Origin of the sequence: Paenibacillus sp. MSJ-34, from assembly GCF_018918005.1 — a bacterium.
GTDB lineage: Bacteria > Bacillota > Bacilli > Paenibacillales > Paenibacillaceae > MSJ-34.
Genome location: NZ_JAHLPR010000015.1, coordinates 48,173 through 74,084, shown reverse-complemented (window position 1 = coordinate 74,084; position 25,912 = coordinate 48,173). Strand labels below are relative to the sequence as shown.

Genomic DNA, 25,912 nt, shown 5'->3' with positions numbered 1-25,912 from the left:
GGAGGGGACGTTTGGTCTCCTCTTTTTTATATACGGCGATAGGGCGGATAAATATTTTTTGCCAAATTAGGGGAGGATACCTTCGATGAAGGATTTCGCTAATTTGGAGGGAATGATGAGATTTCTTTTTGCCGCTACCGGATTGCTGCTTGTCTTCGTTTTGGGATTTCTTGTTAGCCATAACCGCAGAGGAATCAAAATACGGCCGATTGCCGCCATGTTGGCAGCACAGCTTGTATTGGCGTTTCTCATTATGAATACCGAAGCGGGCATCGCGGTCATCGGGTTCATCGCAGGCCTGTTCAGCAAGCTGATGGAGTTCGGAATCAGCGGCGTCCGATTTGTGTTCGGCGGGCTGGAGAACGAGGGGGCTTCGGTCTTTTTCATGAATGTTCTGCTGCCGATTATTTTTATATCGATACTGATCGGAATTCTTAACTTTTTTTGTATATTGCCTTTAATCATCAAATATGTCGGATGGATATTAAGCAAATTGAACGGGATGGGCAAGCTCGAAAATTACGTTGCCGTCTCCTCGGCTTTTCTCGGCCAATCGGAAGTATTCCTGACGACGAAGAGCCAACTGGATATCGTATCGAGAAGGCGTCTCTACACCTTATGCACGTCGGCCATGAGCGCGGTCAGCATCTCGATCGTCGGTTCGTATATGACGATGCTGGCGCCGAAATATGTGGTCGTGGCGATTGTGTTTAATATTTTCTCCGCCTTGATCGTCGCCAACCTGATCAACCCGTATCCGGTCGAGGAAGAAGAGGACGTTGCCGTTGAAGAGGAAAGAGGCCGCAAAGTCAGTTTTTTTCAAATGATCAGCGACAGCATTATGGACGGTTTCAAGATAGCGGTCATCGTGAGCGCGATGCTGATCGGTTTCATCGCTTTGATGGAAATGATCAATTATATATTCAACCTCATTTTCCAAATATCGTTTCAATCGGCGCTAGGATACTTATTCGCCCCGATCGCTTTTCTGATGGGCGTGCCTTGGAACGAGACGGTTCAAGCGGGCGGGATTATGGCTACCAAATTGGTAACGAACGAGTTCGTCGCTATGCTCAGCTTCAAAGACATCGCAGCGAATTTATCCGAGCGGACGGCGGGGATCGTGTCCGTGTTCCTGGTCAGCTTCGCCAATTTCAGCTCGGTAGGCATCATTACCGGATCCGTGAAGGCGTTGAACGATAAGCAAGGGGATCATGTCGCCCAATTTGGAATGAAACTGTTATACGGCTCCACGCTCGCTTCCATCTTGTCGGCTACACTTGTCGGCTTGTTTATAAAATAAGGAGGGATTGGACATGGATAGGCAGGAACTCGCAAAAATGATCGATCATACGTTGTTAAAGGCTGACGCTGCCATGGAGGCGATCGTCAAGTTGGCGGAAGAGGCGAAGGAGCATCGGTTCGCATCGGTGTGCGTAAATCCGGCTTGGGTGAAAACAGCCTATGAAATATTGCACGATACGCCCGACGTTAAAGTATGCACTGTGATCGGGTTTCCGCTAGGGGCGTCGACGCCGGAAACGAAAGCTTACGAAACGGCTAACGCCATCGCAAACGGGGCGGGAGAGGTCGATATGGTGCTCAATATCGGCCTGCTGAAAAGCAAGCGCGACGATCTGGCGCAGGAGGACATCGTCGCCGTCGTTGCCGCGGCGAAAGGAAAAGCGCTCGTCAAAGTCATTATCGAAACGTCGCTATTGACGGATGAGGAGAAGGTACGCGCATGCAAGCTAGCCGTCGCGGCGGGCGCCGATTTCGTGAAAACGTCGACCGGATTTTCGACCGGCGGGGCGACGATTGAAGACGTTGCGCTTATGCGCCGCACCGTCGGGCCGGATATGGGCGTGAAAGCTTCCGGAGGCGTCCGCAGCAGGCAGGACGTGCTCGCGATGATCGAAGCGGGGGCCAACCGGATCGGCACAAGCTCGGGCGTTGCCATCGCAACCGGGGGCGAATCGAACGCGCAATATTGATTTCCTCAAATTGGATCGGAATGAAATCAAATTGCATATTGTTTTTCCACACCAATCCGTTGTATAATATAAAACGTGACATTTCTCAGCTGTCACTCGCTGGTGTAGCTCAGGGGTAGAGCAACGCACTCGTAATGCGTAGGTCGGGGGTTCAATTCCCTTCACCAGCACCATGATTATGATCATAACGCGCGGTTCCGGGGATTCGGGGCCGCGTTTTTGTTGTTGAGATCGGCTAGTTCGGATATCATCTTACATTTGGTTAGGACGGCCCAAAGAATCCATGATCGTTACAAAGTAAAAGCCTAGCGCCAAAACAAAAAGTGGCGTTTGGAAACGGTGCCAAACGCCGCGACGAGTCATTTTTTACTTTTTCAGAACGTTTAAAGCAGCTCTTAATTTCCTTGCAAATACGATCGGATTTTCAACCGATTCGATATGCAAATATATCAATCTAGGCTTTTCGAATAACCAATGGTTGTGGACTGCGGTTACCTTTAAATTGCGCTTTCGAACCGCATTAATAAAGCGTTGAACCTCAGACTGCAGTAATGTAATTTCACCGGTGTTTAAAGTCGTTCCATTTTTAAGCGACTGAATCGTTACTTCATGTTCGGTTTCATATTTTCTTCCAAGAATTCTTGCATTGAGTTTTCTTTCGATCATAATAGAGCAACTCTTGCCGTTAGACATGCCTGTACCGCCCAAAATAGCGGCCAGCCGATTGCAAAGCGCTGTGGAAATTTTCATGTGATCGGCTCCCTTCATACTACTTTCGTAACATTACAAAATATGAAATTGGGGGGCTCACGGAATACGTTAATAACTATCTTTTCATAAAAGGGGCTGAAGTAGGTAAATTTCGGGAGGGACAGGATAAGGGGGGACCAATTATTACCGCCTATTTTTGGGGTAATAGATGGCGGCCCATGGAGATTCTAGGTGAGTATCTATTCCCTATGATCATGAGCCTCATACCATACAATGTAATGAAATGGGATTGGAGGTGTCCTGGTCTGAAATGGTCCAAAACCGTTAAATTAGTGCGTGCGCACAATCGAAAACCTGGAAAAATTAGTTGGCAATTCTCCGTTGAGTTTAGGGGTGAACCTTTTAACAAACGCGATCTATGTAGCGAGCTTCGGAGACAACAATGTGGCGGTGATCGATGGAAATACCAATGCCATCGTAGACACGATTCCCGTCGGGAACGGACCTAACAGCATAGGGATAAACCCTTAAGGGCCGGATTTGGCTCCGAACGAATAATAGGTTCGCACTCGAAGCATAGGAATTAGGTGAAAAGACCCGCGAACAATACGATGAGTCCCATGATAAATGCTAAGACTCCGCCGATTCTTGTGAGGGTTAAGTAGGCATCGCTCGGCTCGGAATCGCCGTCTACCTTCCAACCTTCTTTTAAATACCATGCGAACGACGGTTTTAGAATATTAAGCAAACCGATTGCCATGATGAATAGCCCGAGAAAGATCATGAAATCACTCCTTCATAATATATGACGCAGAAAACAAAATTTTGTTACCGGAAAGATTCGCCGGATTCGGGAGGACTGGACCCTATTGAGCGCAGCATTGTATTCCCGTGTGTTATGCAATATTGAAAAAGGAGCCGGTCGCAGCCGGCTCCCAGTACAATAGCCGCTTCAGGAGCGGTCGGCTTAAATATAACCAATTAAAGAAATGGACCGTTTACCTTTTCCTGGGGCGGTCTGTTTTTTTGTGTTATTATACCAAATAGACAGATACGTGTCCCTATGGAAACAATTATATTGTATGATGTGACGTGTCTCCCAAAAATGGCAGATTCCAGAGAAAGACCTCCAAGAGGCCTTTCTCTGAAATCTGCCAATTAACGGATTATGGAGGCCTTATTTGATCCAATAACGCTGTTTTGGCGGAGTTAGCGGATTTTGAGGTCTCTATTTTTGTCGAAACTTCACAAAACCAAGGATTCTCCGGCCGATCGCGACATGTTAACGGTTCGAAAATCCGTTAATTCCAGAGATCGACTGGAATTTCAAAAAATAAGACCTTGGAAATCCGTTATAATTCCATGGCGCCGCATCCCAGCTAGAAGATTTCATGCAACGCTAGCGCTTTTTCGCGAGACTATGCTGCAGCAACCGATCAAAACGGGGTAGAAAGATGCACAATTAGTCAATTTCAAAATACCGCTGGCGGTTGACGCTCCTTCGGGCGAGCTAACGAAACGTGTACACGCTAATAGCCTGTGAAATCACCTTGTTGCTCGTGTAACGAATCTGAAACACGCTAATGAGGGGAAAAAGGCGCTAAAACCGGCGATTTCCAATGAATAAGGATTTGTACATTCGTTAGAATGACGACGTCTCCATTTTGAGCCCAATAAGGATTATGAGTTTCGTTAGCGCTAAACAAAGGAGCCTAAGTCCGCGCGAATCGCCTTCGAAACGGAGAAGTCCTGCGCAATAAAGCCAGTTTCATCTATGGTTACGAATGATGAAATTGAATCCAATTGCAGGTTTTCCGAATGAAAGATCCTTCATTGCCTGGCTTGCCATCCTGCCGAAGACAGGCGTTAGTCGCTTATCAATTGATGAGTCCTTTTTCCATGGCTTTTACCGCTTGATCGGCCATGAACGCCTGCAAACGGGTCAAATCCAAGGCCGCCTCCTGCTGCGTTAAAGTAAATCCGTATTTGTTGAAGTCATAACGCGAAACGAAACCGTTTTTGTAACGGACTTCCATGTTGGCATAATCGACCTGCGTATCGGTCAAATCCTCGGCGGCGTTTTGATAAGCCTTGTAGGCTGTTTCGGCATCGCTGTAGGTTTTGCTGATTTTTTTGCTTAATTCTAAGCTGGTTTGCTCCGCCTGTACGTTGGCGATACGGGTCATCGTGTACAGGTAATTTTCTTCATCCTCGTTGGGAGCATTCGTATGAATTTCCTGATTGTTGGCAAGGAAGACGGCGTTCCATTGATGTTTCATGTCATAAGAGTTTGCCAGAATTTTCGTGGTATCCTTACGCGTGACCGGCTCCGGGTTATAGGAAATTTCCTGGAGCGTGATTTCCGGATCATACGCCAGTCCGAGATCGAAGCATAGCTGAACCAAGGCCAGCTTGTAGTTGTCTCTCAGCGTATCCAATTGCTTCTCTTGGTCGCGAACCAGCCTTTGTGCCGCCCTTATGTCTTCGGCGCTGCCGATCGCTTCTTGCTTCAGCGTAACGGCCCGATCGTAATCTCCGATCAACACCTTAAGGTATCGCTCGTTCAGGTCGATCTGTTTATCCAACGACAGAAGTTGAACGTATTGCGATGTAATCTGCAGTTGTGCTCCGGTTCTCGCTTTTTCCATATCGATCAGCGTATCCGATTGCTCCGTTTCCATCTGATCGAGCGCCAGTTTAACCTGTTCGCGCTGGCTGGCGATTTGCTGATTCAGTGCGGCGGCGATGCCGCTCATCCCCTGCATGACCTGATTTACGGCTTGGTTTGTATGGGAGACCGGACCGAGCCATAGCTCAGTTTCCCCATCGTCTTCAATTCCGTACACTGCCTTCAGTTCCTCCGGGGTTGCAGGCAATGAACCCGAACCGATTGGGATCGTTGAATCATCCAACTTGTCTTTCTGCTTCTGCAAGCTGCGTTCTTTTTGACTCAGAGCGGTCAGCTTCATTCCCAACAACCGCAAGTTATAAGAATTATGAAGGGCTAGATCCAATACCTTATCCAAATCCAAGCGCTTCAAAGGCAAAAGTTGGTTTCCCGATCCGACAAACGAACTTCCTAGCTGTTCGCCGGTCGTTGCCGTATAGCCCGATCGCGTGACGTTGTCGTCATCCGCGGCAAAAGAGGATGCCGGGCCGCCGGCAAGCAGAGCAAACGATAAAATGCACGCAGCGACTTCCTTTCTCATGGAAATGTTCCTCCCCAATCCGATTTGTTCACCCACATGCTAACACACTATGGCTCACGAAATCAAACACCGGGTCGTCGCTTGACAACCGCATTACTGCCGGGTTACTTTAGAGTTAAAAAAAATACTGGCTAGTATAACGGGAGGAGAATTTCCTGATGAAAGGACGTTGCTTATCGGTACTGATAGCGGCGATGTTCGCGCTGTCTTTAACCGCATGTTCTTCGGGAAACGATGGAGAAACCGCTGCAGCGAACGCCGATTCGACAGCCGTCGAGGTCATCCGGGTGAAACAAGAACCTTTGAACACGGTGTATGACCTGTCGGGCACGCTGCAATCCGCCGATTCGGCGACAGTTTCGTTTCAGGCATCCGGAGAAATCAAACAGATATTGGTGGAAGTGGGCGACCAGGTCAAGGAAGGGGATGTCCTGGCTGTGCTGGATGATGAGCAGGCCCGGCTTCAATTGGATCAGGCCAAAAGCGGCGTAGCCCAGGCCGAGGGGCAAGTCGGCGCAGCGAATGCGGGACTCGCTTCGATCGAAGCGCAAATCAAGAGCGCCGAGGCGAATCTGTCCGCGGTGAAGAAGGGGGCGTCGGAGCAGAAGCTGGCCCAGGCGGAAAATCAGGTGAAGCAAGCGGAAGATGCTTATACCAAAGTAAAGGCCGATGCCGATCGTTATCAAAAATTATATGCTGAAGGGTTGATTTCGCTTAATGAATACGAGCAATCGCAACTTCATCTTAAAAATACGGAGAATTCGCTGGATAGCGCCAGGAAGCAACTGGAGGAATTGACTAAAGGCGCATCGGATGAACAAGTAAAAGCCGCAGAGGCTTCGCTTGAACAAGCCCAGTCCGGCAAGCTTTCGGCCGTGGCCTCCAAAGCGCAGGCCGAGGCGGGGTATCAAAACGCGTTGGCCAGTCGGAAGCAGGCCGAGTTGGCCCTGTCCAAAACGAAATTGACGGCTACCGTATCCGGCACGGTGCTGGATAAGTTTGTTGTCGCCGGCCAGGCTGCCGGCGCGGGAACCCCGGCTTTTGTCATCGGTACCACCACTCAACTGAAAGTTCTGCTCCCGGTTCCGGACAGCAAAATTTCCGCCTGGAAGGCGGGACAGAAGGTTGACGTGGCATTGGGGGGCGAGACTCGGACCGGGACCGTTGCACGGGTTTATCCGCAGACCAATACGGGGACGGGTACGATTTCCGTGGAAGTGAGCGTTCCTAACCCGAACAAGGATTGGTTCCCGGGGCAGGTGGTCAAAGCGGGGCTTGAGGTTTCCGACAAAAAAGGGATTCTCGTCCCCGCCGAAGCCGTGATTAGCAACGGTCAGGAGCCCTACGTGTTCCGTGCCGTGGACGGTAAAGCGGTGAAAACGACCGTGGAACTGGGAGATGAATTCATTGAAAATCGCTTCCGGATTTTATCCGGATTGCAGGAGGGCGATGTCGTTGTGACCGCCGGAGCCGAAGGGTTGTTTGACGGCTACTCCATTGTAACGGCGGAGGACATGGCCGATGATTAACTATCTGGTCAAGAAACGCAAAATCACCTTGTTGTTTTTCATCATGCTTATTATGATCGGCGTGTACAGCTTTATGGGGCTGCCCCGTCAGGAGATGCCGGATGCGTTGGTGAAGACCGCGCTGGTAACGACGGTATACCCGGGAGCGACGCCGGAGAAAGTGGAGCAGGCCGTTACCAAGGTGCTGGAACAGGCGATCAAGAAAGTGGATAGCGTTGAAAACATCCTCTCGACTTCGGGAAGCGGGTATTCCAGCATCACGGTAGAGGCTTATGCGGATGCGGACGCCGAAGCGGCCTGGGACGAGCTGCGCAAAAACGTCCAGGATGCCGCCGCCGATCTGCCGGACGATGCGATGCAGCCGATCGTCAACGATAATCTGGCTTCCGCTTTTGTAGGCTCTTATGTGATTTACGCAGATACCAGGGAAGAACTGTACGCGCTGAACGATACGATGATTGGGTGGCGCGATCAGATTCAGACCGTAAAAGGCGTAGCCGGCGTGCAAATTGATGGAATTCCCGGTCAGGAAGTCGCCGTGCAAATTGATACGCAGAAATTGCAGCAATACGGAATACCGTGGGAAATGGTCGTTCAGTCCGTGCAAAAGATGAACACTCGCATACCGCTGGGGGACCTGAATTACGATAACCGCAATTATCAGTTGCTCGTCAAAAGCTTGGATGACGTCAAAAAATTGAATGACGTCCTGATCATGACGACGCAAGACGGATTCCCGGTTCATTTAAAAGATGTCGGCGAAGCCAAACTGGCGCATGGCGACCCGGAATATTCGCCGTATTATAACGGGAAGCCCGCCATCCTGATCAAAGTCAATGCGCAGACGGGTTCGGATGTGCCATCCATGGATAAAGCCATCTCGATGAAACTTAGCGGTTTGGCCCAACATCTGCCGAAAAACGTGACGTTTAAGACGGCGTTTGCCCAACTTGAAGTTGTGGACAAAATGTTTAGCGAGTTAACCCGGGAGATGCTGATCGCAATCGTGGCGGTCATCATCGTTTGCATGCTCGGCCTGAATTTGCTGACAGCGGCTTTTGTCGCCTTGGCTATTCCGATCTCGATCGCGCTGGGGCTCATCGTCTTGCCGATGACCGGGGTAACCTTGAATGAAATTACGATCGTCGGCCTGATCATCGTGCTGGGGATCTTGGTGGATGACGCCGTGGTTGTTAACGATAACATCGAGCGGCGGCTCAGCGAACTCGGGGAAAATCCGACCGACGCTTCCGTAAAAGGAGCGAAGGAGGTTTCCATTTCGATCCTGACGGCGACGTTGTCCACCATATTCGCCTTTATGCCGCTGCTGTTTCTGACGGGAGACGTCGGCTCCTTCATCAAGCCGCTTCCGATCGTGATATCCGCCTCCATGTTAGCGTCCATGGCGATGTCGCTGACTATCATTCCGATTTTCCGCGAATGGCACGAGAAGCGAAGAATCCATCGTCAAGCGAAGGAAGGCGGAGTGAAGCCGCCCGGTTTACTAGGCAAGCAAATTCAAGCCGCAACGCAGTGGTATTCGGGCAAAATGATTCCGAAGGTGCTGAAGCGGCCTCTGCTTACCGCGCTGACCGGACTGTTGATCGGCACGGCCTCGTTCGGCTTCGCGCTGCTGACGCCGATCGATCTGTTTCCGCAGGCGGAAGATCCGAACGTGAACATCAATGTGGAAATGCCCGTCGGAACATCGTTTCAAGAAACGGACCGGATGGTGTCGAGCATCGCCGAGTGGGTGCGGAAGCAGCCGGAAGCGGAGAGGGTCAGTTACGGAGTTGGCGGGAAGGCGCCGGAGTTGTATTCCGACATCACAAACTTCGTTAGTTCTTCGCCGACGGTCGGTCAGGTTGCGGTTAACGGCAAAAAGGGAACGCTTGACTGGGAAAAAACGGTGGCAACATGGCAGAAGAAACTGGAGAAATTATATCCCGCCGCCAACATCGCAACAAGCATTCCGCGGCTCGGAATTCCGGTCGGAGCTGCCGTATCCGTGCGAATTTCGGGCGAGGATTTGGGCGAGCTCCAAAGCCTGTCCCAGCAGGTGAAGGAGAAAATCGCGCAGGTGGACGGCACGACGGGAATTAAAGACAACTTCGGAAACCAAAGCTATACGCTGGAGTTTGCCGTGAACGAAGAGGCCATGAAACAGCATCAGGTGACTTACCAGACATTGACCCAAACGCTCCGGCTGATGGGCGACGGCCTGGATATCGGCGATTTTGATACGGGGAACCAAATCATCGATATTAATTTGTATATGAACAACAAAAACGGCAATCCAAGCGATATATTCCAGCAAATGAACGTGACCAACGAGCAAGGCATGCAGGTGCCATTATCGCAGTTGGCGGAATTAAAGCCGACGTTTTCCATTCAGAAAATTCAGCACTACAATCTGGTACGCACCGTTACGGTTGAGGCGAATGCGACGGGCGGCAGAACGGCTACCGAGCTTAATACGGAAATTAGCGCCCTGCTGGGCGGCTTGCATTTTCCGGAAGGATACACCTGGACGCTTGGCGGGGAAACGTCGGACCAGGCCGAAATCTTCTCGGATTTGGGCAGTTTGTTCGTCATCGTCATCTTCCTGATTCTGCTGCTGATTACGGTACAGTTCTACTCGCTGTCGGCGCCGATTATCATTATGACGACGGTATATCTGGCCGCCGCAGGCGGAGTCATCGGCATCTTTATTTCCGGTTCGTCGATCGGCTTCATGAGCATCATGGGGATTATCTCTCTGGCGGGGATCGTCGTGCGGAACGGGATCGTGCTCATCGAGTTTATCGAGGATGCGCGCCGCGAGGGCGTAGAGCTTAAAGAAGCGATTATCGGAGCGACCTCGGCACGTTTCCGGCCGATTTTGCTTACTTCGCTGACCGCCATCTTCGGCTTGCTGCCGCTGGCTATTACGGGGAGCGTCTTGTTCCGTCCGATGGCGTATACGATTATTGTCGGGCTGATGTTCTCCACGCTGCTGACCTTGATCGTCGTTCCATCCTTATACATGGTCGTAGCCCTGTATAAAGAGAAACGCCGGGAGCGCAAAGCCAACCGGGATGCCGGGCAGACGAAACCTTCGGGCCATCTTCCGGAAGACCCGAATAACCCGCTGACCATGTAGGCAACGTTCATTTGCCGGAGAGTCGTTCGGAACACGTTTTTTTGCTTGTGAATGCATGAGGAAAGGATCATTTGGTGTGAATAAAAAAACAGAGATTATTGAGGCTGCGCTTCAACTCTTTGGGGAGAAAGGGTTCGCTTTAACGACGATTGATGAAATTGCCAAGGCAAGCGGAATGACCAAACCGTCGTTTTACAAGTATTTTCCTGGTAAAGAGGATCTGCTGCAGGAACTGCTGGCGACTTTTTCGGACGAACTCGAGGAGAAAGTTTACCGGCTCTACCACAACGCGGAGTTAAAGAAAAACGATCGGATTATCGAATTGGTCATGATATACTTGGAAGATATTTTTAAACATCGCGCATATATCTACTTTTTCATGGATCCCTCGCAGCCTTTTTATGAAAACGAACGGATTCAAAATGCGGTGATGGCGCTTGAACGCAAATTGTTTTCATGGTTTCAGGAGAGCGTTGTCGATTTGTACGGGGGGCAAATTGATGAATTTGCCGTGGATGTGACTTTTATTTCGCTAAGCGTCTTGCTTGAGTATACACGGGTGGTCGGTCCGAGCCTGTCCCATGACCATTGCCGTAAATTGGCCGTCTATGTTGAATATTTGGTCGGTGTTTTGGTGGAAGGGTTAAAGTTCAAAAAACCGGATATGCCGTTGCTGTTCGAGACGCCTTCCTGGGTCTTGAATTGTTGGCCGGAGGACATTACCCCGATTGTGAGATCGCGTCAGTTGCACCGGTTATACCGTAAAATGGAGACGATCGTCAAAGGTCATGCTTCCCTGAGCGAATCCGAAAAGAAAGACTACCTTGAGGCCATTAACCAAATCAAAACGGAGTCAAAGGACTCCGTGCACCCCAACGTCGTCGTCAAAGCGTTGCTGTTTTATTTGGAGCAGCTCGATGAACTGCGCGGCGAATGCGAGCAGTTAAGGCTGATTATTGAGCCGGAGGCAAGCTCCTGAACAAAATTTTTCGCGTTATGGCCCGGATATCGAAGCCGGGCCTCTCATTTTCCGATCTTTGCCGGATCCGCCATAAACCATGAAATATACGAGCATCGTTGGCAAACGAGAATCGCAGCGTTTTTATTGGCCCAATCCAAGTTGAAAAAGGTCGCTCCTCTGGAATTCAATTGCCGATAGTCTTTGTCAAACGTGTCGTTACCGCAACATGGGCATGTAATGGGAATCCCTCTTACTTCGTATTTCATAAGAATCATTCCTTCCCGGAAATAACGTTATACATAGTAATACGGTTCCATGCGCGTCCCGTTCCTTAAAAAGCATTCTCCGACCCGAATAACCGCCAAAGTCTGTTCTGCAACAGGAAGGCGCCTATAGTGGCGACGGATTTTGCAGTTGGGCATGCAAAGCCTCGACGTGATTTTGGTCGGCATCCAAAATACGTTTCACCATTGCAAGGCTCTCGGGATCGAGATCGCCTTTCACGACTTCCTTGCCTATTTTGATGCCTACTTCTTCTCCCTTTGCCGCATCCTGAAGAATCGAGAACGTATCGTCGCTTGCCCCTTGCAATTTTTTCATCAATTCTATCGCAGCGCCTTTCAATCCGACGCCGTCTACAGGCACGCCGCCTAAATTTTGTATTCTTTCAGCCAATAGGATGGCATGCCGTTTATGCTCCTGTTGGATACGCTGGAATAGCTTCTTGGCGTCGCCGTCTTTCACGCGTTGAATATATTCCTCATAGGCATGGATGGCCATATGGTTGCCTTTCAGAAACTCGTTCAATTTATCAATAACCTGATCCATTCGTCTCACCTCGTACTTATCGTTTTCCATTAGGTACCGTAATATTCGGCACGAACCATCTGTTCATGAGGCGATAACGTACGTTCAGTTGGATTTCATCCAATGGAATCTTGCTGTTCCGTAGCTGGAATGTCATTTGATTGGATTTCATCCAATGAAATTCGACTCAGACGAGGAAAATCGGGAGAAAAAAAGCTTTCCGTTGGATGAATTCCAATGGAAAGCGGTTTCTCAGGGGGTGGTGCGGATTTTCATTGGACAAAATCCAATGGCAGTCGCAAATTGATACTTGCCCCACTCGTTTCTTGCTGCGGCCGCTCTGACTAGTGACATCAAAAGCGACAGACGGTGCAAAAATAAGCCACATAACGCCAAAGTTTTTCTCCTTAACGCGATGTTTCTTTTTGCTTATAATGGGCTACAACAAACTGGATGTACGAGAAGGCTTGCAAGCAGGTTGCCGAGTTCATCCAGAATCTCATTGCGAGAGGAGGAGAAGAAGCATATATCGTCATTTGTACTCCGCTGTGGAGCGGGAGTCCCGCTTTTTGGTTTGAAAGCGTATACAAAATTTCGCACAATCTGTAGTCATATTGATGGAGGGGAAATCGATGATCAAAAAAATGGCAGCTGCCGTATTAACGACGGTAATGTTTATGTCCGTGGCGGCTTGTTCGACCAAACCCGCAAGCGAATCCGTCAATTCGTCAAATAACGGCTTGGCTCAAACGGCCGAATCGGCGGGTGCAGCCGAGGTAAACTGGCGGGCGTATGAAGGGAAAACGTTGCGTGTTCTATTCAACAAACATCCTTGGTCGGAATTTATCGATAAAAATGTGAATGAGTTTGTTGACAAAACGGGGATCAAAGTGGATATAGAAATTATACCGGAGCAGCAGGCGCGGCAAAAAATCGCGGTGGAAATGGCGGCGGGAGGGCGTGAAATCGACGCTTTCATGACGGGACTTCATGTCGAAAAAAATATATATCATTTTGCCGGATGGTACGAGAATTTAAAACCGTATTTGGATAATCCGAAGTTGACGGCCGCGGAATACGATTTCGAAGACTTTTTTGAAGGGTCGCGCAAAAGTATCGCTGTGGACGATTTTATAACGAGCTTGCCTATGGATATCAATCCGATCCTTTTTTACTACCGCAAAGACTTGCTGGAACAGGCCGATATACAACCGCCGACGACCTGGCAAGAAGTGCGGGAGGCCGCCCAGAAGCTTCATAATCCTCCCGAGGTTTACGGATATGTGAATCGCGGTTTGCGGAATGCCAACGTATATAACTGGGGGCCGGTACTTCGTTCGATGGGCGGGAAATTCTTCGCGGAGGACCAAACAACTCCTTTGTTAAATTCGGAAGAATCGATCCGCGCGACGGAATGGTATGCAGGCATGTTGAAGGATTTCGGACCTCCGGGAGTGGTAAATTTCAACTGGAACGAAGCGATATCGATCTTCTCCCAAGGCAATGCCGCTATGACGTTCGAAGGGGCCAACTTTGCGACCCAATTCGAAGATCCGTCAAAATCGAAAGTTGTCGGCAAAGTTGGCTATACCGTGTTGCCTAAAGATGAAGTAACCGGGATCCGCGACACGAATAACAGCTTGACGGCCGTAGCCATCAGCAGCGGTTCGGGAAATAAAGAAGCCGCCTGGTACTTTATTCAATGGGCAACGAGTAAAGAAATGACCATTAGGGCGCAGCAGAACGGCATCGCCACGACCCGAACGTCCGCTTGGCAGGATGAAGAATTCAAGAACAATGCCAAGATGCCGCAAGATTGGATTCACGCGGTCGAAGAAACGTTGAAGGTTGCGGAGCCGAATCCGTTGCCTAACATTAAGCCGGTACAAGAGTACCGCGACCTCGTCGGCATCGAGATTCAGGCGGCGATCGGAGGGGAAGACGTCCGGACCGTAATGGAAAGAGCGCAGAAAAGTGTCGAGGAATTGATGAAAAATCAAAAATAATAAGTAGTTAATAAATGAAAAGTGACCTATTTTTTAGGTCACTTTTTCGATGGGCAAAACCATCTTTACGCTGGTGCCTTGTTCGCCGCTTTGAAGCTGCAGGCCGAATGAATCGCCAAACTGCAAGCGGATTCTCTCCTGAACATTAACAAGTCCGATCCCTTCGGATTGCCGTCCCTCTGAAGCCAAGCTCACCGGACTTTTTAATTTTTCCTGCAATTGTTCCAACTTCGCAGCGGGAATTCCCAGTCCGTTATCGACAACATCAATAATGAAACGATCGTTTTCGATTTCCGCAGTTATACGCAACGTTCCCTGTCCCATTTTCATTTCCAAGCCATGATATATCGCATTTTCCACGATAGGCTGGAGCGTTAATTTGATCACGTTGAAATCGAGCGCCTCGGGGTGAATATCCCAGATGATATGAAATTTATTTGTATACCGTATATTTTGAATGGAAAGATAGGCTTGGACATGATCCAATTCTTCTCGAAGCGTAACGACCGGTCCTGTATTTGAAATGGAATACCGCAGCATATCGGCGAGTTGGTTCGAAATTTCGCCGACTAAAGGGACGTTTTGTACTAACGAAATATTGCTTATGGAATCAAGCGTATTGTACAAAAAGTGCGGGTTGATTTGCGCTTGCAGCGCTTTAAACTGCGCCTCGCGATTTTTAATTTGGATCACATAATTATGCTGGATCAAATCGTTGATGCGATAAGCCATCTCATTGAAGCTTTCACCCAGTTTGCCGATTTCGTCTTGACGAACCCAACGAATTCGCGTGTTGAAATCGCCCTCTTGAAACTTTCTCATTCGCATCTGCAAAAAGGAGATCGCTCTTGTAATATGGGACGAGAAAAACCATGCTATAAAAACCCCGACCGCTAACGCAATCGCAGCCAAGAGAATGGCCCGGTTCTTTAAGGAAAGGAGCGTCGCTTTCAAGTCGGCCATGCGATCGATGCTGATCATCTTCCAGTCCGTATTTGACGTTGCGTAGTATGTAACGAGAATACGCTCGTTATTAATATTAATAATTCGATTCCCCGAAAATTCTCCGCCGATCCAATCATAATAAACCGAATCTAACTGCTTGCCGGCCATCGTGTCGTCGATGCTGCTGAAAAGAACGCGCCCGTCCCGGTCGATCAAATAAATATTGTCCTCCGTTTTTAGTTCGAATTGGCTGAATAATTTATTAATTTGACTGAGGGGAATGTCGATCAAGAGAACCCCCAAATTCCCGTCGCCGTATATGCTGTAAATGTTTCGAACGATGGATATTGACAAATCGTTTGGAGGAATGACCAAGTAAGGCCTTGAATTATTGGTATAAATATTAATCTTACCAGTAGAATTTGAAGCCTCCCGGTACCAGGGCATCTCTCCAAAGTCAAAATCCGGTTGAATGACGTTAATTCCCGTTTGATGATACGTTCCGTCAGGACGAATAAATACAGCGCTTTCAAAACTTCCCTCAATTCCGGTGAAATGAGAGCTTGCGTAAAGATAAGAAAACAGTTTGTCATTGTAATTATACCGAGCCACCATGCCATCGGGAAAATCGGGCAATATTTTTTGCACATCTGTTTGGTAGAAGGAATATGTCAATTGTTTTAATTGAAAAATGTAATTGTCCACATGTTGTCCCATCAGCTTTACGATATTTTTTTTATAAGCGGTTGCCTCGCTTTGGATGACTTTGGATGTGTAGTTATAAAATAGCGTGCCGATAATGAGAATCGGTATAAAAACGACCAACAGATTCGTTACGATAAATTTGCTTTTCAAGCTTACTTTGTAATAGCGGCGGAAAAACCGATTTTCATGGAGAGGAGCCATATCTTATCTCCTCTTTTCTATTCCTAGATTATTCCTGTATTCGGATGGCGTAAGCCCTACTATTCTACGGAATAATTTGCTGAAATAGCGGCTGTCGGAGTACCCTAATTCGGAAGCGATTTCATTAATTTTCATGTTGGACTCTTCCAAATAGCTTAAAGCTCTGTTGATTTTCAAATCCGTCACGAAATCGATGTAATTTTTGCCTGTAAATTGCTTGAATAAATTGCTCAAGTGGCTGGCGCTGAAGTGAACCTTTTCCGCCAAATGGGAGAGATGAATCTCATCGTTCAAATGGTTCATGATGTAGGCTTGGCACCACCCCACAATTTGCTTCCCTTGCTTCGTTTCGTTGTTCATCATCGTGTCATAGGCGCGGCGGAACGTCTCAGTCACCCACTGCACCATTTCCCGCTCGGAATGGGTTGTCGATTTCATAATAAACTTCAATCTCTTGATTAGCGAATAGTAGTCCAACGAATCGCCGATTTCGTCTTCGAGCCGCTGCAGCATCGATTTAATTAATAAAGCGCAGCGAAAGCGGGTCTGGGCTTGCGGACTATTCTCCGGAAACCATTGCAATAGCCAATGATTCATCTTAATTTGATCCTGTTGCCGGAGTGACGTCCATAGATCTTGGATCCCGATCGTTTCATGGGACGCGTCGACAAATAGCGATTCCCGATACTCGCAGAAACCGTTCGATTCGCAAAGCTGCAAAGCCAGTACGCTCTCCAGATCCGAAATCCAGGCATGGTCTGCGTTATGGAACCACTGGCCTAATCCGACCCGAATAGTGCAGCCTTGGAGCTTATCCGAGATTTCTGTAAATATGGCTTTAAGCGTACGATCGGCAAAAGTCCCTTCGACAGATAGAAAGATGATCGATTCGTCTTCCGCGGGCAAAGGGATAGCATGAATCCCGTACGGCTTGAATGCTTGTTTCGCAAGCCGCAAATATTCTTCGGTTCGAACGAACGGTTCGATGCGGAGCCGAACGATCCGCTTTCGGGAGTGGCCGAAGGCCTCCGAAAAAATGCCGATCGGATCCGTATCCTCCAGCGGATTCCCTTCCAGCAGTTGACGCAAAATCATGCGATAGAGATGAATTTCCCGTTCTTTGCCGTCGTTCAACTCATCGATGACTTTTTCCAAGGTCTGATGCAGCAGGGTCGATTGGACCGGTTTGAGCAAGTAGTCCCTGACTTGATATCGCAGCGCTTTTTGCGCATATTCGAATTCGTTATGACCGCTCAAGATGACAACTTTCATTTCGGGAAACTGTTCCCGCACTAAACGGGAAAGCTCCAAACCGTCCATGCCGGGCATGCGAATGTCCGTCAGCAGCAGTTGAATTCCTCCTTGCTTGATTCGTTCGTAGGCTTCGATCCCGTTTTCCGTTTCCTCGATCGATTCGATGCCCAGATGATCGCGATCGATTAATTGCAACAACCCTTTTCTCGTCCAGGCCTGGTCTTCTACTATCATCATGCGAACCACTGCAGATCACCTCTTGCCGAAAATGTATGCGGATACAAAAATAAGACACATAAGAGCAAATTTTAACTCATTACCCTCCGAAAACTTATTTTCTATACTATATCTAAACGATGAACGAGGCAATATGCAGGATCGTTCGCGGGATGAGACGACAATGATATCAGGAGGAAAGCAATGAGGAATCCGGCGCTTGTTCGCACTTTTAAGAAAAATGTCAATGTAAGGGCTCCTTCCGAAGCCCGCAAAGAAAGACTCTATAAATATACGTTTATGGTTCCCGCCGTCTTGTTTCTTACGCTGCTGCTCATTTTTCCGGTTGCTTATACGGTCTGGCAGAGCTTTCACGATACGAAACTGACGAATATTTCGGCTGCCCAATTTATCGGCCTGGACAATTATATCAAGCTTTTCAAGGATATGAGTTTTTGGTATTCGCTCAGAGTGACCCTTTACTTTACGGCTTTGGCCCTGTTGTTCCAAACGGTGCTCGGAATCGGGCTGGCGCTTTTGTATAATGCGAAATTTTTCGGAAGAGGCATTTTGCGTACATTGGCCATTATGCCGATGGCGGCGACTCCCGTATCTATCGCATTAATCTTCGTAATGATTTATAACCCCGATCTGGGCGTGGCCAATTATTTGTTGGAACAATTTGGGCTTCCCAAGTCGCTGTGGACTTATAGCGAGAGTACGGTAATACCCGCTCTGGCTTTAATCGATACATGGCAATGGACGCCCTTATTGATGATCATCGCCCTTGCGGGCCTCGCCAGCTTGCCGTCCGACGTTTACGAATCCGCCAAAATCGACGGGGCTTCCGCATGGAAACGGTTCGTCCATATTACGATGCCGTTGTTATGGCCTTTCATTGCTTCGGCTATCGTCTTTCGCCTGAATGATGCGCTCAAAACGTTCGACGTAATCTACGTCATGACGCAGGGAGGACCCGGGCTGTCTTCAACCACGCTGAACATTTTATTGTACAATCAAGCGTTCACTTACTACAACACCGGTTACGCTTCGGCGCAGATCGTCATTTTCTTCTTCATCGTGATGGCCATTGCATGGTTCTTTATTAGGAACAGAAAGGTGGAATGGAAGTGATGGGCAAAGAGAAAAGAAGATCGATGCTGTTGTTCGTCTGTGCAATCGCGATCAGCATTCCGAGCCTGTTCGTTTTTTATTGGATGTTCTCGGTCTCGATCAAATCGGATGTGGACAGCACTGCGTATCCGCCGACCTTTTTCCAGTTTACGCCGACGTTCCACGCGTACGATAACATATTCGGCACGACGCCCTTTATCAAGTATGTCTTGAATACGTTGATCGTCAGTATCGGAACCGTTCTGGCAGGATTGGTGATCGGATTGCCGGCCGCTTACGGCATTGTGCGCTGGAAATTGCAATCGCTTTCGGTCGCTATTCTGGCAACGAGAATGATCCCGTCGATCAGTTTTCTGGTTCCCTGGTTTTTAATGTTTCGCACCCTTCGTTTAAGCGATACGTTCGCCGGACTGATCATGGCGCAATTAACGATTAATCTGCCAATGGTCATATGGCTGATGATCGGTTTCTTTCTGGAAATTCCCAAGGAGTTGCACGATTCTTCCCGTATTGACGGATGCAGCGAGTGGAAGTGTTTCTGGAAAGTGATGGTCCCTCTGACACGCCAAGGCATCGCGGCAAGCTCGATACTGTCGTTCATTTACGCCTGGAATAACTTTTTATTTCCGGTCATTCTCGCAGGGCGGAATACGAAGACGCTTCCGGCGGCCGTGTTCTCCTCAATGTCTTTCGAGCAAATCGATTGGTCGAGTTTGGCGGCTATGGCGAGTATGGTTACATTGCCTGTGCTGATCCTGTTTTTGTTCACGCAAAAGCATATCGTCGCGGGTCTCGTTAGCGGCAGTGTGAAAGGTTAATCGCAGGAATCCCAATAAATCACGAGAAGGAGCATGACCATGAAAATCCAAGGTATTTTTCCAGCCGTATTGACGCCGTTTCATGAAGACGGGCGGGTCGATTTCGAATCGCTCGACTGTTTGACCGAGTTTTTGATCGACAAAAGGGTTCACGGGCTTTTTCCGCTAGGCACCACAGGGGAGGGAATGCTTCTGTCCGTCGAAGAGAGACAAGAAGTGGCTGAGCATGTCGTGCGTACCGTTCGCGGAAGAGTGCCGGTTGTCATTCACGCCGGCGAAATTTCCACGGCCCGTACGATTGAGCTGGCTCGGCATGCCGAGCGAATCGGAGCTTCCGGCATTTCCGTAGTATGCCCTTATTTCTTCCCGTTGGAGGAGCGTGAAATCTATGCGCATTTCCAAGCGGTGGCACAGGCGGTATCCGAAGATTTCCCCATTTTTTTGTATAATTTCCCTAATAATGCCCGAAACGAAATTTCATTGAATACCATACTGCAACTGATCGAGAACCACCGCAATATCCGGGCGTTAAAATTTAGCTCCGATCATTTTTCGCGAATCTTGGAAATCATCAATGCGACCCCCAAGGAATTTTACATGATGCTGGGTCCTGATCAATATTATTTGGCGGGATTGCATATGGGGACGAACGGTTGCGTTTCGGGCGTTGCCAACGTATTTCCCGAACCGTACGTCAAACTGTTCGAATATTACATGCAGGGGAAAATCGAAGAGGCGAAACAAGAGCAATTGAAAATTAACTTCTTAACGGAAGCGCTCCGTTACGGCAGAAGTTTGTCTCTTTTCAAAGAAGCGTTGGCGTTGAGAGGGTTGAAAGGCGGGAAAGTTCGCGCGCCGCTGCGAAATATTTCCAAGGAAGAAAAGGAAGCCGTGTTCCGTATATTGGAGAAATTTCAACCATAGCGGCCCAGAAGGTATTGATAAATCGGATTGGAGGCAGGGATAGATGACGGAAAAAGCGAAAATGAAAAAATTTATAAACGATCCCGAGCGTATGGTGGATGAAATGTTGGAAGGTTATTTGCTGGCTCACCCGGCCGAAGTCAAAAGCGTCCGCAGCGACAATCGCGCCATTGTGCGGGCGGATGCGCCCAGGCAGGGCAAGGTGGCTATCGTTACGGGAGGGGGTTCGGGACATCTTCCTTTATTTCTTGGTTATGTGGGCGTCGGGAAGATCGACGGCGTCGCGGTCGGCGACGTATTCGCGTCCCCCAGTCCCAAACAAATGCTCGACGCGACTCGTGCCGTTGACGGCGGAGCCGGAGTGCTGTACATTTACGGCAATTACGGCGGAGATGTTATGAATTTCGATATGGCTGCGGAAATGGCCGATGCCGAAGGGATTCGCGTAGAATCCGTGGTTGCAACCGACGATGCGGCGTCGATGCCCAAAGGCAGGGAAAGCCAGCGCCGCGGCGTGGCCGGATTGTTTTATTTGTACAAGCTGGCTGCCGCCAAAGCCGAGCAAGGGGCCGGATTGGACGAGGTGAAACGCATTGCCGAGAAGGCGAACGCGAATGTGCGAACGATTGGGGTCGCTTTGTCTCCTTGCATATTGCCGGCCGTCGGAAAGGCGAGCTTTCAGATTGGAGTCGGCGAGATGGAAATCGGGATGGGCATTCACGGCGAGCCCGGTTTGTTCAAGGGAGAAATCCAATCCGCCGACGATATCGCGCAGCAACTGGTCTCACGCATATTCGACGACCTTGCGCTGGAGTCGGGAGATAGAGTGTCGGTATTGATCAACGGCTTAGGCGCCACGCCGCCGGAAGAATTATATATTATTCACCGGAAAGTATATCATTGGCTGGGAGAGCAAGGGGTTTTCGTCCATAAATCGTATGTGGGCGAAGTGGCGACTTCATTGGAAATGGCGGGATTGTCTGTATCCGTGTTGAAATTGGATGAAGAATTGGGGCCGTTGTTGGACGTTTCCTTTCCGATATATTTTAATTAGAGCTTAGCGAATGCGTTGCATAATGGTTCGGCATGCGATGAGGCAACGGGGAAGTCGCAATTCGCGTTTCAATTCACAAAGCTGTAAGGAGGCTTTCAGATGATTCGTTCTTTGAACTGCGAGCATGTCAAAAACATAATTCGGGAAATCGGCCGTATAATGGACGAGAACAAAGATTACCTTTGCCAACTCGACGGAACATTGGGAGACGGCGACATCGGATTGACTATGTCCAAAGGCTTCCGGCACGTTATCGAAGGATTTGCCGATCGCCCAAGCGGCGACATCGGTTCGATCTTGATGGAAAGCGGAGCGATTATGGGGGAGAAGGCGGCTTCGACGATGGGAACGCTCATGGCGTCGGCGCTGTTCCGCGCAGGTCAAGCGCTTCGCGGTAAAAACGAGGTGACGGCCGAAGATCTGGAACTATGGTTTCAAGCGATGTCCGAAGGGATTATGAATAGGGGCAAAGCCAAGGTAGGAGATAAAACGATTCTGGACGCAATCGTTCCTGCAACGGAAGCGTTCCGGCGCGCTAGCGCCAACGGATCGTCTTTGGCCGAAGCCGTCGAAGCCGCATCCGCCGCCGCGGAGCAAGGCATGGAACGAACGATCGGCATGGAGTCTCAACATGGGCGCGCGGGAAGGTATCTAGAGAAATCGATCGGTCACCGGGACCCGGGAGCGACGGTGGGTGCGCTGTTTTTTCGCGGATTTGCCGACTATGTAAGCTCGCTTGACGGGGCATAATCATGCGGGAATTAGAATAAACCCACCGCTTCGTTGGATTTCATCCAATGGAATCTTGCTGTTCCGTAGCTGGAATGTCATTTCATTGGATTTCATCCAATGAAATTCGACTCAGACGAGGAAAATCGGGAGAAAAAAAGCTTTCCGTTGGATGAATTCCAATGGAAAGCTGTTTCTCAGGGGGTGGTGCGGATTTTCATTGGACAAAATCCAATGGCAGTCCACTAGCGTTGCATCAATCTAAACGGGCTAGGATGACGAAACAGTGCAGTCATCTTTGCAACCATTCCGCCCCAGCCAGCGGGAAAGAAAAGCCAGGTATGAAGCGCCTTTCATTCAGAAAGCCTGCAATTGTGCAGCTAGTGCTAACGAAACTCATAATCCTTATGGGCCCAAAATGGAGACGTCGTCATTCTAACGAATGTACAAATCGTTATTGATTGGAAATCGGCGGTTTTACCGACTTTTTGCCCTCATCAGCGTGTTTCAGTTTCGTTACACCAGCAACAAGGCGATTGACAGACGATCAGCGTGTTTACGTTTCGTTAGCCCGCCCGACGGGTCGTCAGTCCCAGCGGTATCATGAACTCGACTCTTTTTACAGCAATTGGCATTCTCGCCGCTGTAAGTTGCCGGCCCATTGCGCATGACAACTTGCATGAACTCGAATCCGCAGCTTTTGTCAATGCAACGCCAACGCCAGTGGCGGCAGCGGCAAACTGCTACTTGCCCCACTTGTTTTCTTGCTGCGGCCGCTTGAAATGCAATAAGCTTTCGACCAATTCCGCGGGACGTTCCTCCATCACGAATAAGTCCATATTCGACTGCCGGGCGAACCCGGCTTGAATCGCATGCGATATCAAGGCGGACAGTGGGGTGTAGAATTGGTTGACGTTCAATAATCCGACCGGCTTTCGATGGATGCCCAGTTGGGACCAGCTAAGCGCCTCGAACAGTTCCTCGAATGTCCCAAGCCCGCCGGGCAAGGAGATGAAGGCATCGGACAGTTCGGTCATTAACGCCTTGCGCTGATGCATATCGTCCACTTCGTGCAACTCGGATAGCCCGCCGTGAACCATTTCGCCGGCAAACAAGCCTTTCGGCATAACGCCGATCGCTTTGCCGCCGCTTTCCATCACCGTATTGGCGACGATACCCATAAGCCCCATTTTCGAGCCACCATACACCAACTCTATATTTCGGGCAGCCAGTTCTTGACCCAGCCTCTGCGCGGCTTGCGCATATTCGGGCGCACTCCCCGCGTTGGAACCGGCAAATACGCATATACGTTTCATAAGTAAAACCTCCGTTCTATTGAAATTCTATTATTACAGACGAGTATAGTGAAGTATACTACAACAACCGAGAGATTTGAATCGGATATGAAAAACGGCATTAACCTCGCATCGAATGTACAACGGAACGACCAGTTGTAGGTAAAATTTGCAATACCATATAGACCGGTCGGGCTTTCGTTTTCACGCCAGGTGCAACAACTTTCCCTCGGACCGCCTCAAGCGCCACACGTTTGTGTGAAAAATCGTATAGAATGTGCTGCATCCGAATGGAACTGGTCGATTTTAATCGAATAATCATACACAAATTGGCGATGCGAGCCCTCATTCTGTAGATTTGTACGAAAAATCGTACGGAATCGGTGCGACCCCCTAATTCCGGAGTCTTCCGTATAAAACCGACTCATGACGTAGTTATAATCTTTATTTCACGTTCTTTCTCGGCCAGAAGAAATTTGACCGGTCATTTAAACGCATTACCCATTCTGCAAACTTAACCGGTGGCATTCTTCGAAGGCTTGTGTGCATTCTTCGGTTGTTGTAGAAGTCCATGTATCGGTCCACAGCTGCGTAAGCCTCTTCGAACGTTGCGAACTCTTCTTTGTTGAAAACATCTCGTTCTAAAATACTGTGGAATGATTCAATAAAAGCATTTAGATCCGGCGTTCTTGGTGGAATGCGTTCGTGAGTGATCTCCCAGTTTTCACACATGTCTCCGAAAAGGTGACTTACGAACTGTGGCCCATTGTCGGTGCGTACTACGGGGGAGTCATCTTGAGCTTTACAGTAGCTGCTTATTGCTCTCCCAAGCGTCTGACAGGCATGCTTGGCCTCACACGACGATCCTCTGTAGTAGCCGACAATGACACGGGTAAATACATCGATAATGCTCAGCACGAAGAAATGCCTATCGCGACCAGCGACGTAACCATATTTAATGTCCATCTGCCAGAGCTGGTTAGGTCCCGTAATGACTCGGTTCTCTGGCAGTTTCCGAGGATGCTTGAAGCGCTTCTGACGCTGCGGCTGTAGGATGTCTAGCTCCTTACACAGCCGATAGCTCTTCTTGTGATTTAACTTCAACCTATACTGGTTCCACAAACATTCCGCAAGCAGTTTGTAACCGTACACGTGCTCTTCTCCAGAAATCAGCTCAAGAAGCCATTCCTGGATCTGCTCGTCACTGATTTTCTCCCCAGACTCCGTAAAGGAATAACCCGGTACGGGTCTTCCGCGCCCACTTTGAGCTGCCTGTAGGGGCTGCTGTGACATGCGTTTCATGCGGTCATAGTAAGTTGACTCAGCCAACCCAATGATGCGCAGCACAAGGACTGCTGGGTTACCCTGCTTAATGAACGTGTCGGCTATCTTGAATTTTTCGGATAAGCAGGGGTTGGCTTTTTTAGCAACTCACGTAGGATCTCGATCTCTAGATCCTTTTCTCCCAGCATCTTGACTGCCTTCTCGTATTTCTTCTCGATCTCGAGAAGGCGCTTCATTTCTTCAGCCTGCTCCTGGGGATAGGGATGATCTTGTTCGCCATGCTGTTCTCGATAATCCCTTACCCATTGATTCACCGTACCGGGAGTAACACCATATTTTCTGGCAACAACAGCTGCCTTAATGCCAGACAAGACCTCTTGTGCAGCCTTCTCTCTCTGCTCAGACATTTTTCCCATTGAGTTCGTCCTCCTCATGTACTAAGTGTACATTTTCGTGGTGGAGGACTCCAACTTAATTAGGGGGCTGTGGAGGAATGTGCTGCATCCTGGATCGAGTCACACGATTTAATACGAAATTTCATACACAAATCGGCGACTCGCCCTGATTCCGTATGTTTCACAGAAACTCCTTACTCATTTCCTGCTACGTTACGTTCTCCACGCCAAAACTATCCCAACGAATCGAGGCTCTCTTTGGGGACGCTAACCTGATTATGGAATCGGCTGTCCTCTTATTTAAACAATCGAAACAGGTACATCACGATCGAAGCGACAACGCTAATCACAATGCAAGTCACGATTGGGAAATAAAATTTAAAATTTTCCTTCTCGACGACAATGTCCCCCGGAAGCCGACCGAATTGCAGCCATTTGCCGCCAAATGCCCAGACGGCCCCGATCACGATCAAGACAATACCTGCGATGATTAACAGTTTCGGCATGTTATCCACTTGGAAAATCTCCTTTAGAGGTTATTCTAAAAGTCCTCTCCTGATCAAGTTGACTTTTTGAACACGTATTTTATTTATGAATAT

22 protein-coding genes and 1 tRNA gene are annotated in these 25,912 nt (G+C 49.0%); 13 read left to right on the top strand and 10 right to left on the bottom strand.

Annotated features, from left to right (window positions below; all coding sequences use genetic code 11):
- The first annotated feature begins 115 nt into the window (after nucleotides 1-115).
- From KQI79_RS09740 to KQI79_RS09730, 3 genes are all read left to right on the top strand, one after another.
- On the top strand, nucleotides 116-1,303 hold the full coding sequence (locus KQI79_RS09740; RefSeq protein WP_216538067.1) for a NupC/NupG family nucleoside CNT transporter: 1,188 nt from the start codon (nucleotides 116-118) through the stop codon (nucleotides 1,301-1,303).
- Between the two features lie 13 nt (nucleotides 1,304-1,316).
- Nucleotides 1,317-1,994 (top strand): deoxyribose-phosphate aldolase, encoded by a 678-nt coding sequence (gene deoC / locus KQI79_RS09735; RefSeq protein WP_216538037.1) that lies wholly within the window; start codon nucleotides 1,317-1,319, stop codon nucleotides 1,992-1,994.
- Between the two features lie 98 nt (nucleotides 1,995-2,092).
- Nucleotides 2,093-2,167, top strand: a tRNA-Thr gene (locus KQI79_RS09730).
- A gap of 193 nt (nucleotides 2,168-2,360) precedes the next feature.
- Here KQI79_RS09730 and KQI79_RS09725 read toward each other — a convergent pair.
- Entirely contained in the window at nucleotides 2,361-2,744 is a 384-nt protein-coding gene (locus tag KQI79_RS09725) for a DUF1259 domain-containing protein (RefSeq protein WP_216538036.1), read from the bottom strand.
- Between the two features lie 297 nt (nucleotides 2,745-3,041).
- Here KQI79_RS09725 and KQI79_RS09720 point away from each other — a divergent pair, with 297 nt between their 5' ends.
- Nucleotides 3,042-3,236, top strand: coding sequence for a YncE family protein (locus KQI79_RS09720; protein ID WP_216538035.1), 195 nt, complete (start codon nucleotides 3,042-3,044; stop codon nucleotides 3,234-3,236).
- A gap of 52 nt (nucleotides 3,237-3,288) precedes the next feature.
- Here KQI79_RS09720 and KQI79_RS09715 read toward each other — a convergent pair whose 3' ends face one another.
- Nucleotides 3,289-3,489, bottom strand: coding sequence for a DUF6199 family natural product biosynthesis protein (locus KQI79_RS09715; RefSeq protein ID WP_216538034.1), 201 nt, complete (start codon nucleotides 3,487-3,489; stop codon nucleotides 3,289-3,291).
- 1,093 nt (nucleotides 3,490-4,582) lie between these two features.
- Complete coding sequence (locus KQI79_RS09710; RefSeq protein ID WP_216538033.1) at nucleotides 4,583-5,914, bottom strand: TolC family protein; 1,332 nt, start codon at nucleotides 5,912-5,914, stop codon at nucleotides 4,583-4,585.
- A gap of 158 nt (nucleotides 5,915-6,072) precedes the next feature.
- Between KQI79_RS09710 and KQI79_RS09705 the strand changes: the two genes are divergently transcribed.
- The 3 genes from KQI79_RS09705 to KQI79_RS09695 all read left to right on the top strand — a co-directional run bounded on the left by KQI79_RS09705 (nucleotide 6,073) and on the right by KQI79_RS09695 (nucleotide 11,564).
- Nucleotides 6,073-7,443: an efflux RND transporter periplasmic adaptor subunit gene (locus KQI79_RS09705; protein ID WP_216538032.1), complete on the top strand. Its 1,371-nt coding sequence runs from the start codon at nucleotides 6,073-6,075 to the stop codon at nucleotides 7,441-7,443.
- Complete coding sequence (locus KQI79_RS09700; RefSeq protein ID WP_216538031.1) at nucleotides 7,436-10,585, top strand: efflux RND transporter permease subunit; 3,150 nt, start codon at nucleotides 7,436-7,438, stop codon at nucleotides 10,583-10,585. The genes KQI79_RS09705 and KQI79_RS09700 overlap by 8 nt, the downstream gene beginning before the upstream one ends.
- Nucleotides 10,586-10,661: 76 nt before the next feature.
- Nucleotides 10,662-11,564, top strand: a complete 903-nt coding sequence (locus KQI79_RS09695) for a TetR/AcrR family transcriptional regulator (RefSeq protein ID WP_216538030.1) — start codon at nucleotides 10,662-10,664, stop codon at nucleotides 11,562-11,564.
- A gap of 372 nt (nucleotides 11,565-11,936) precedes the next feature.
- On the opposite strand, the gene KQI79_RS09690 is transcribed toward KQI79_RS09695, so the two are convergent.
- Nucleotides 11,937-12,374, bottom strand: coding sequence for a DUF2383 domain-containing protein (locus tag KQI79_RS09690; protein WP_216538029.1), 438 nt, complete (start codon nucleotides 12,372-12,374; stop codon nucleotides 11,937-11,939).
- A gap of 611 nt (nucleotides 12,375-12,985) precedes the next feature.
- Between KQI79_RS09690 and KQI79_RS09685 the strand changes: the two genes are divergently transcribed.
- Nucleotides 12,986-14,359 (top strand): ABC transporter substrate-binding protein, encoded by a 1,374-nt coding sequence (locus tag KQI79_RS09685; RefSeq protein ID WP_216538028.1) that lies wholly within the window; start codon nucleotides 12,986-12,988, stop codon nucleotides 14,357-14,359.
- A gap of 33 nt (nucleotides 14,360-14,392) precedes the next feature.
- Here KQI79_RS09685 and KQI79_RS09680 read toward each other — a convergent pair whose 3' ends face one another.
- Nucleotides 14,393-16,210 carry a sensor histidine kinase gene (locus KQI79_RS09680; protein WP_216538027.1) on the bottom strand — a complete coding sequence of 606 codons (1,818 nt, stop codon included), beginning with the start codon at nucleotides 16,208-16,210 and terminating at the stop codon, nucleotides 14,393-14,395.
- A 3-nt stretch (nucleotides 16,211-16,213) separates the two neighbouring features.
- Nucleotides 16,214-17,701, bottom strand: a complete 1,488-nt coding sequence (locus KQI79_RS09675) for a response regulator (RefSeq protein WP_253298057.1) — start codon at nucleotides 17,699-17,701, stop codon at nucleotides 16,214-16,216.
- 183 nt (nucleotides 17,702-17,884) lie between these two features.
- Here KQI79_RS09675 and KQI79_RS09670 point away from each other — a divergent pair, with 183 nt between their 5' ends.
- The 5 genes from KQI79_RS09670 (at nucleotide 17,885) to dhaL (ending at nucleotide 22,360) form a co-directional block, all read left to right on the top strand.
- Nucleotides 17,885-18,814: a carbohydrate ABC transporter permease gene (locus KQI79_RS09670; RefSeq protein ID WP_216538025.1), complete on the top strand. Its 930-nt coding sequence runs from the start codon at nucleotides 17,885-17,887 to the stop codon at nucleotides 18,812-18,814.
- The gene (locus KQI79_RS09665; RefSeq protein ID WP_216538024.1) at nucleotides 18,814-19,632 is read left to right on the top strand and encodes a carbohydrate ABC transporter permease; all 819 of its coding nucleotides are present in this window, start codon (nucleotides 18,814-18,816) and stop codon (nucleotides 19,630-19,632) included. The genes KQI79_RS09670 and KQI79_RS09665 overlap by 1 nt, the downstream gene beginning before the upstream one ends.
- 39 nt (nucleotides 19,633-19,671) lie before the next feature.
- Nucleotides 19,672-20,556 carry a dihydrodipicolinate synthase family protein gene (locus tag KQI79_RS09660; protein WP_216538023.1) on the top strand — a complete coding sequence of 295 codons (885 nt, stop codon included), beginning with the start codon at nucleotides 19,672-19,674 and terminating at the stop codon, nucleotides 20,554-20,556.
- A 61-nt stretch (nucleotides 20,557-20,617) separates the two neighbouring features.
- Complete coding sequence (locus tag KQI79_RS09655) at nucleotides 20,618-21,610, top strand: dihydroxyacetone kinase subunit DhaK (RefSeq protein WP_216538066.1); 993 nt, start codon at nucleotides 20,618-20,620, stop codon at nucleotides 21,608-21,610.
- Between the two features lie 99 nt (nucleotides 21,611-21,709).
- Nucleotides 21,710-22,360 (top strand): dihydroxyacetone kinase subunit DhaL, encoded by a 651-nt coding sequence (gene dhaL / locus KQI79_RS09650; protein ID WP_216538022.1) that lies wholly within the window; start codon nucleotides 21,710-21,712, stop codon nucleotides 22,358-22,360.
- A 722-nt stretch (nucleotides 22,361-23,082) separates the two neighbouring features.
- Here the strand turns inward: dhaL and KQI79_RS09645 are convergent.
- The 4 genes from KQI79_RS09645 to KQI79_RS09630 all read right to left on the bottom strand — a co-directional run bounded on the left by KQI79_RS09645 (nucleotide 23,083) and on the right by KQI79_RS09630 (nucleotide 25,819).
- Complete coding sequence (locus tag KQI79_RS09645; protein WP_216538021.1) at nucleotides 23,083-23,655, bottom strand: LOG family protein; 573 nt, start codon at nucleotides 23,653-23,655, stop codon at nucleotides 23,083-23,085.
- Between the two features lie 423 nt (nucleotides 23,656-24,078).
- Complete coding sequence (locus KQI79_RS09640; protein ID WP_367398162.1) at nucleotides 24,079-25,008, bottom strand: IS3 family transposase; 930 nt, start codon at nucleotides 25,006-25,008, stop codon at nucleotides 24,079-24,081.
- 11 nt (nucleotides 25,009-25,019) lie between these two features.
- On the bottom strand, nucleotides 25,020-25,334 hold the full coding sequence (locus tag KQI79_RS09635) for a helix-turn-helix domain-containing protein (RefSeq protein WP_216538019.1): 315 nt from the start codon (nucleotides 25,332-25,334) through the stop codon (nucleotides 25,020-25,022).
- Between the two features lie 275 nt (nucleotides 25,335-25,609).
- The gene (locus KQI79_RS09630; protein WP_253298055.1) at nucleotides 25,610-25,819 is read right to left on the bottom strand and encodes a DUF2905 domain-containing protein; all 210 of its coding nucleotides are present in this window, start codon (nucleotides 25,817-25,819) and stop codon (nucleotides 25,610-25,612) included.
- Nucleotides 25,820-25,912 lie beyond the last annotated feature (93 nt).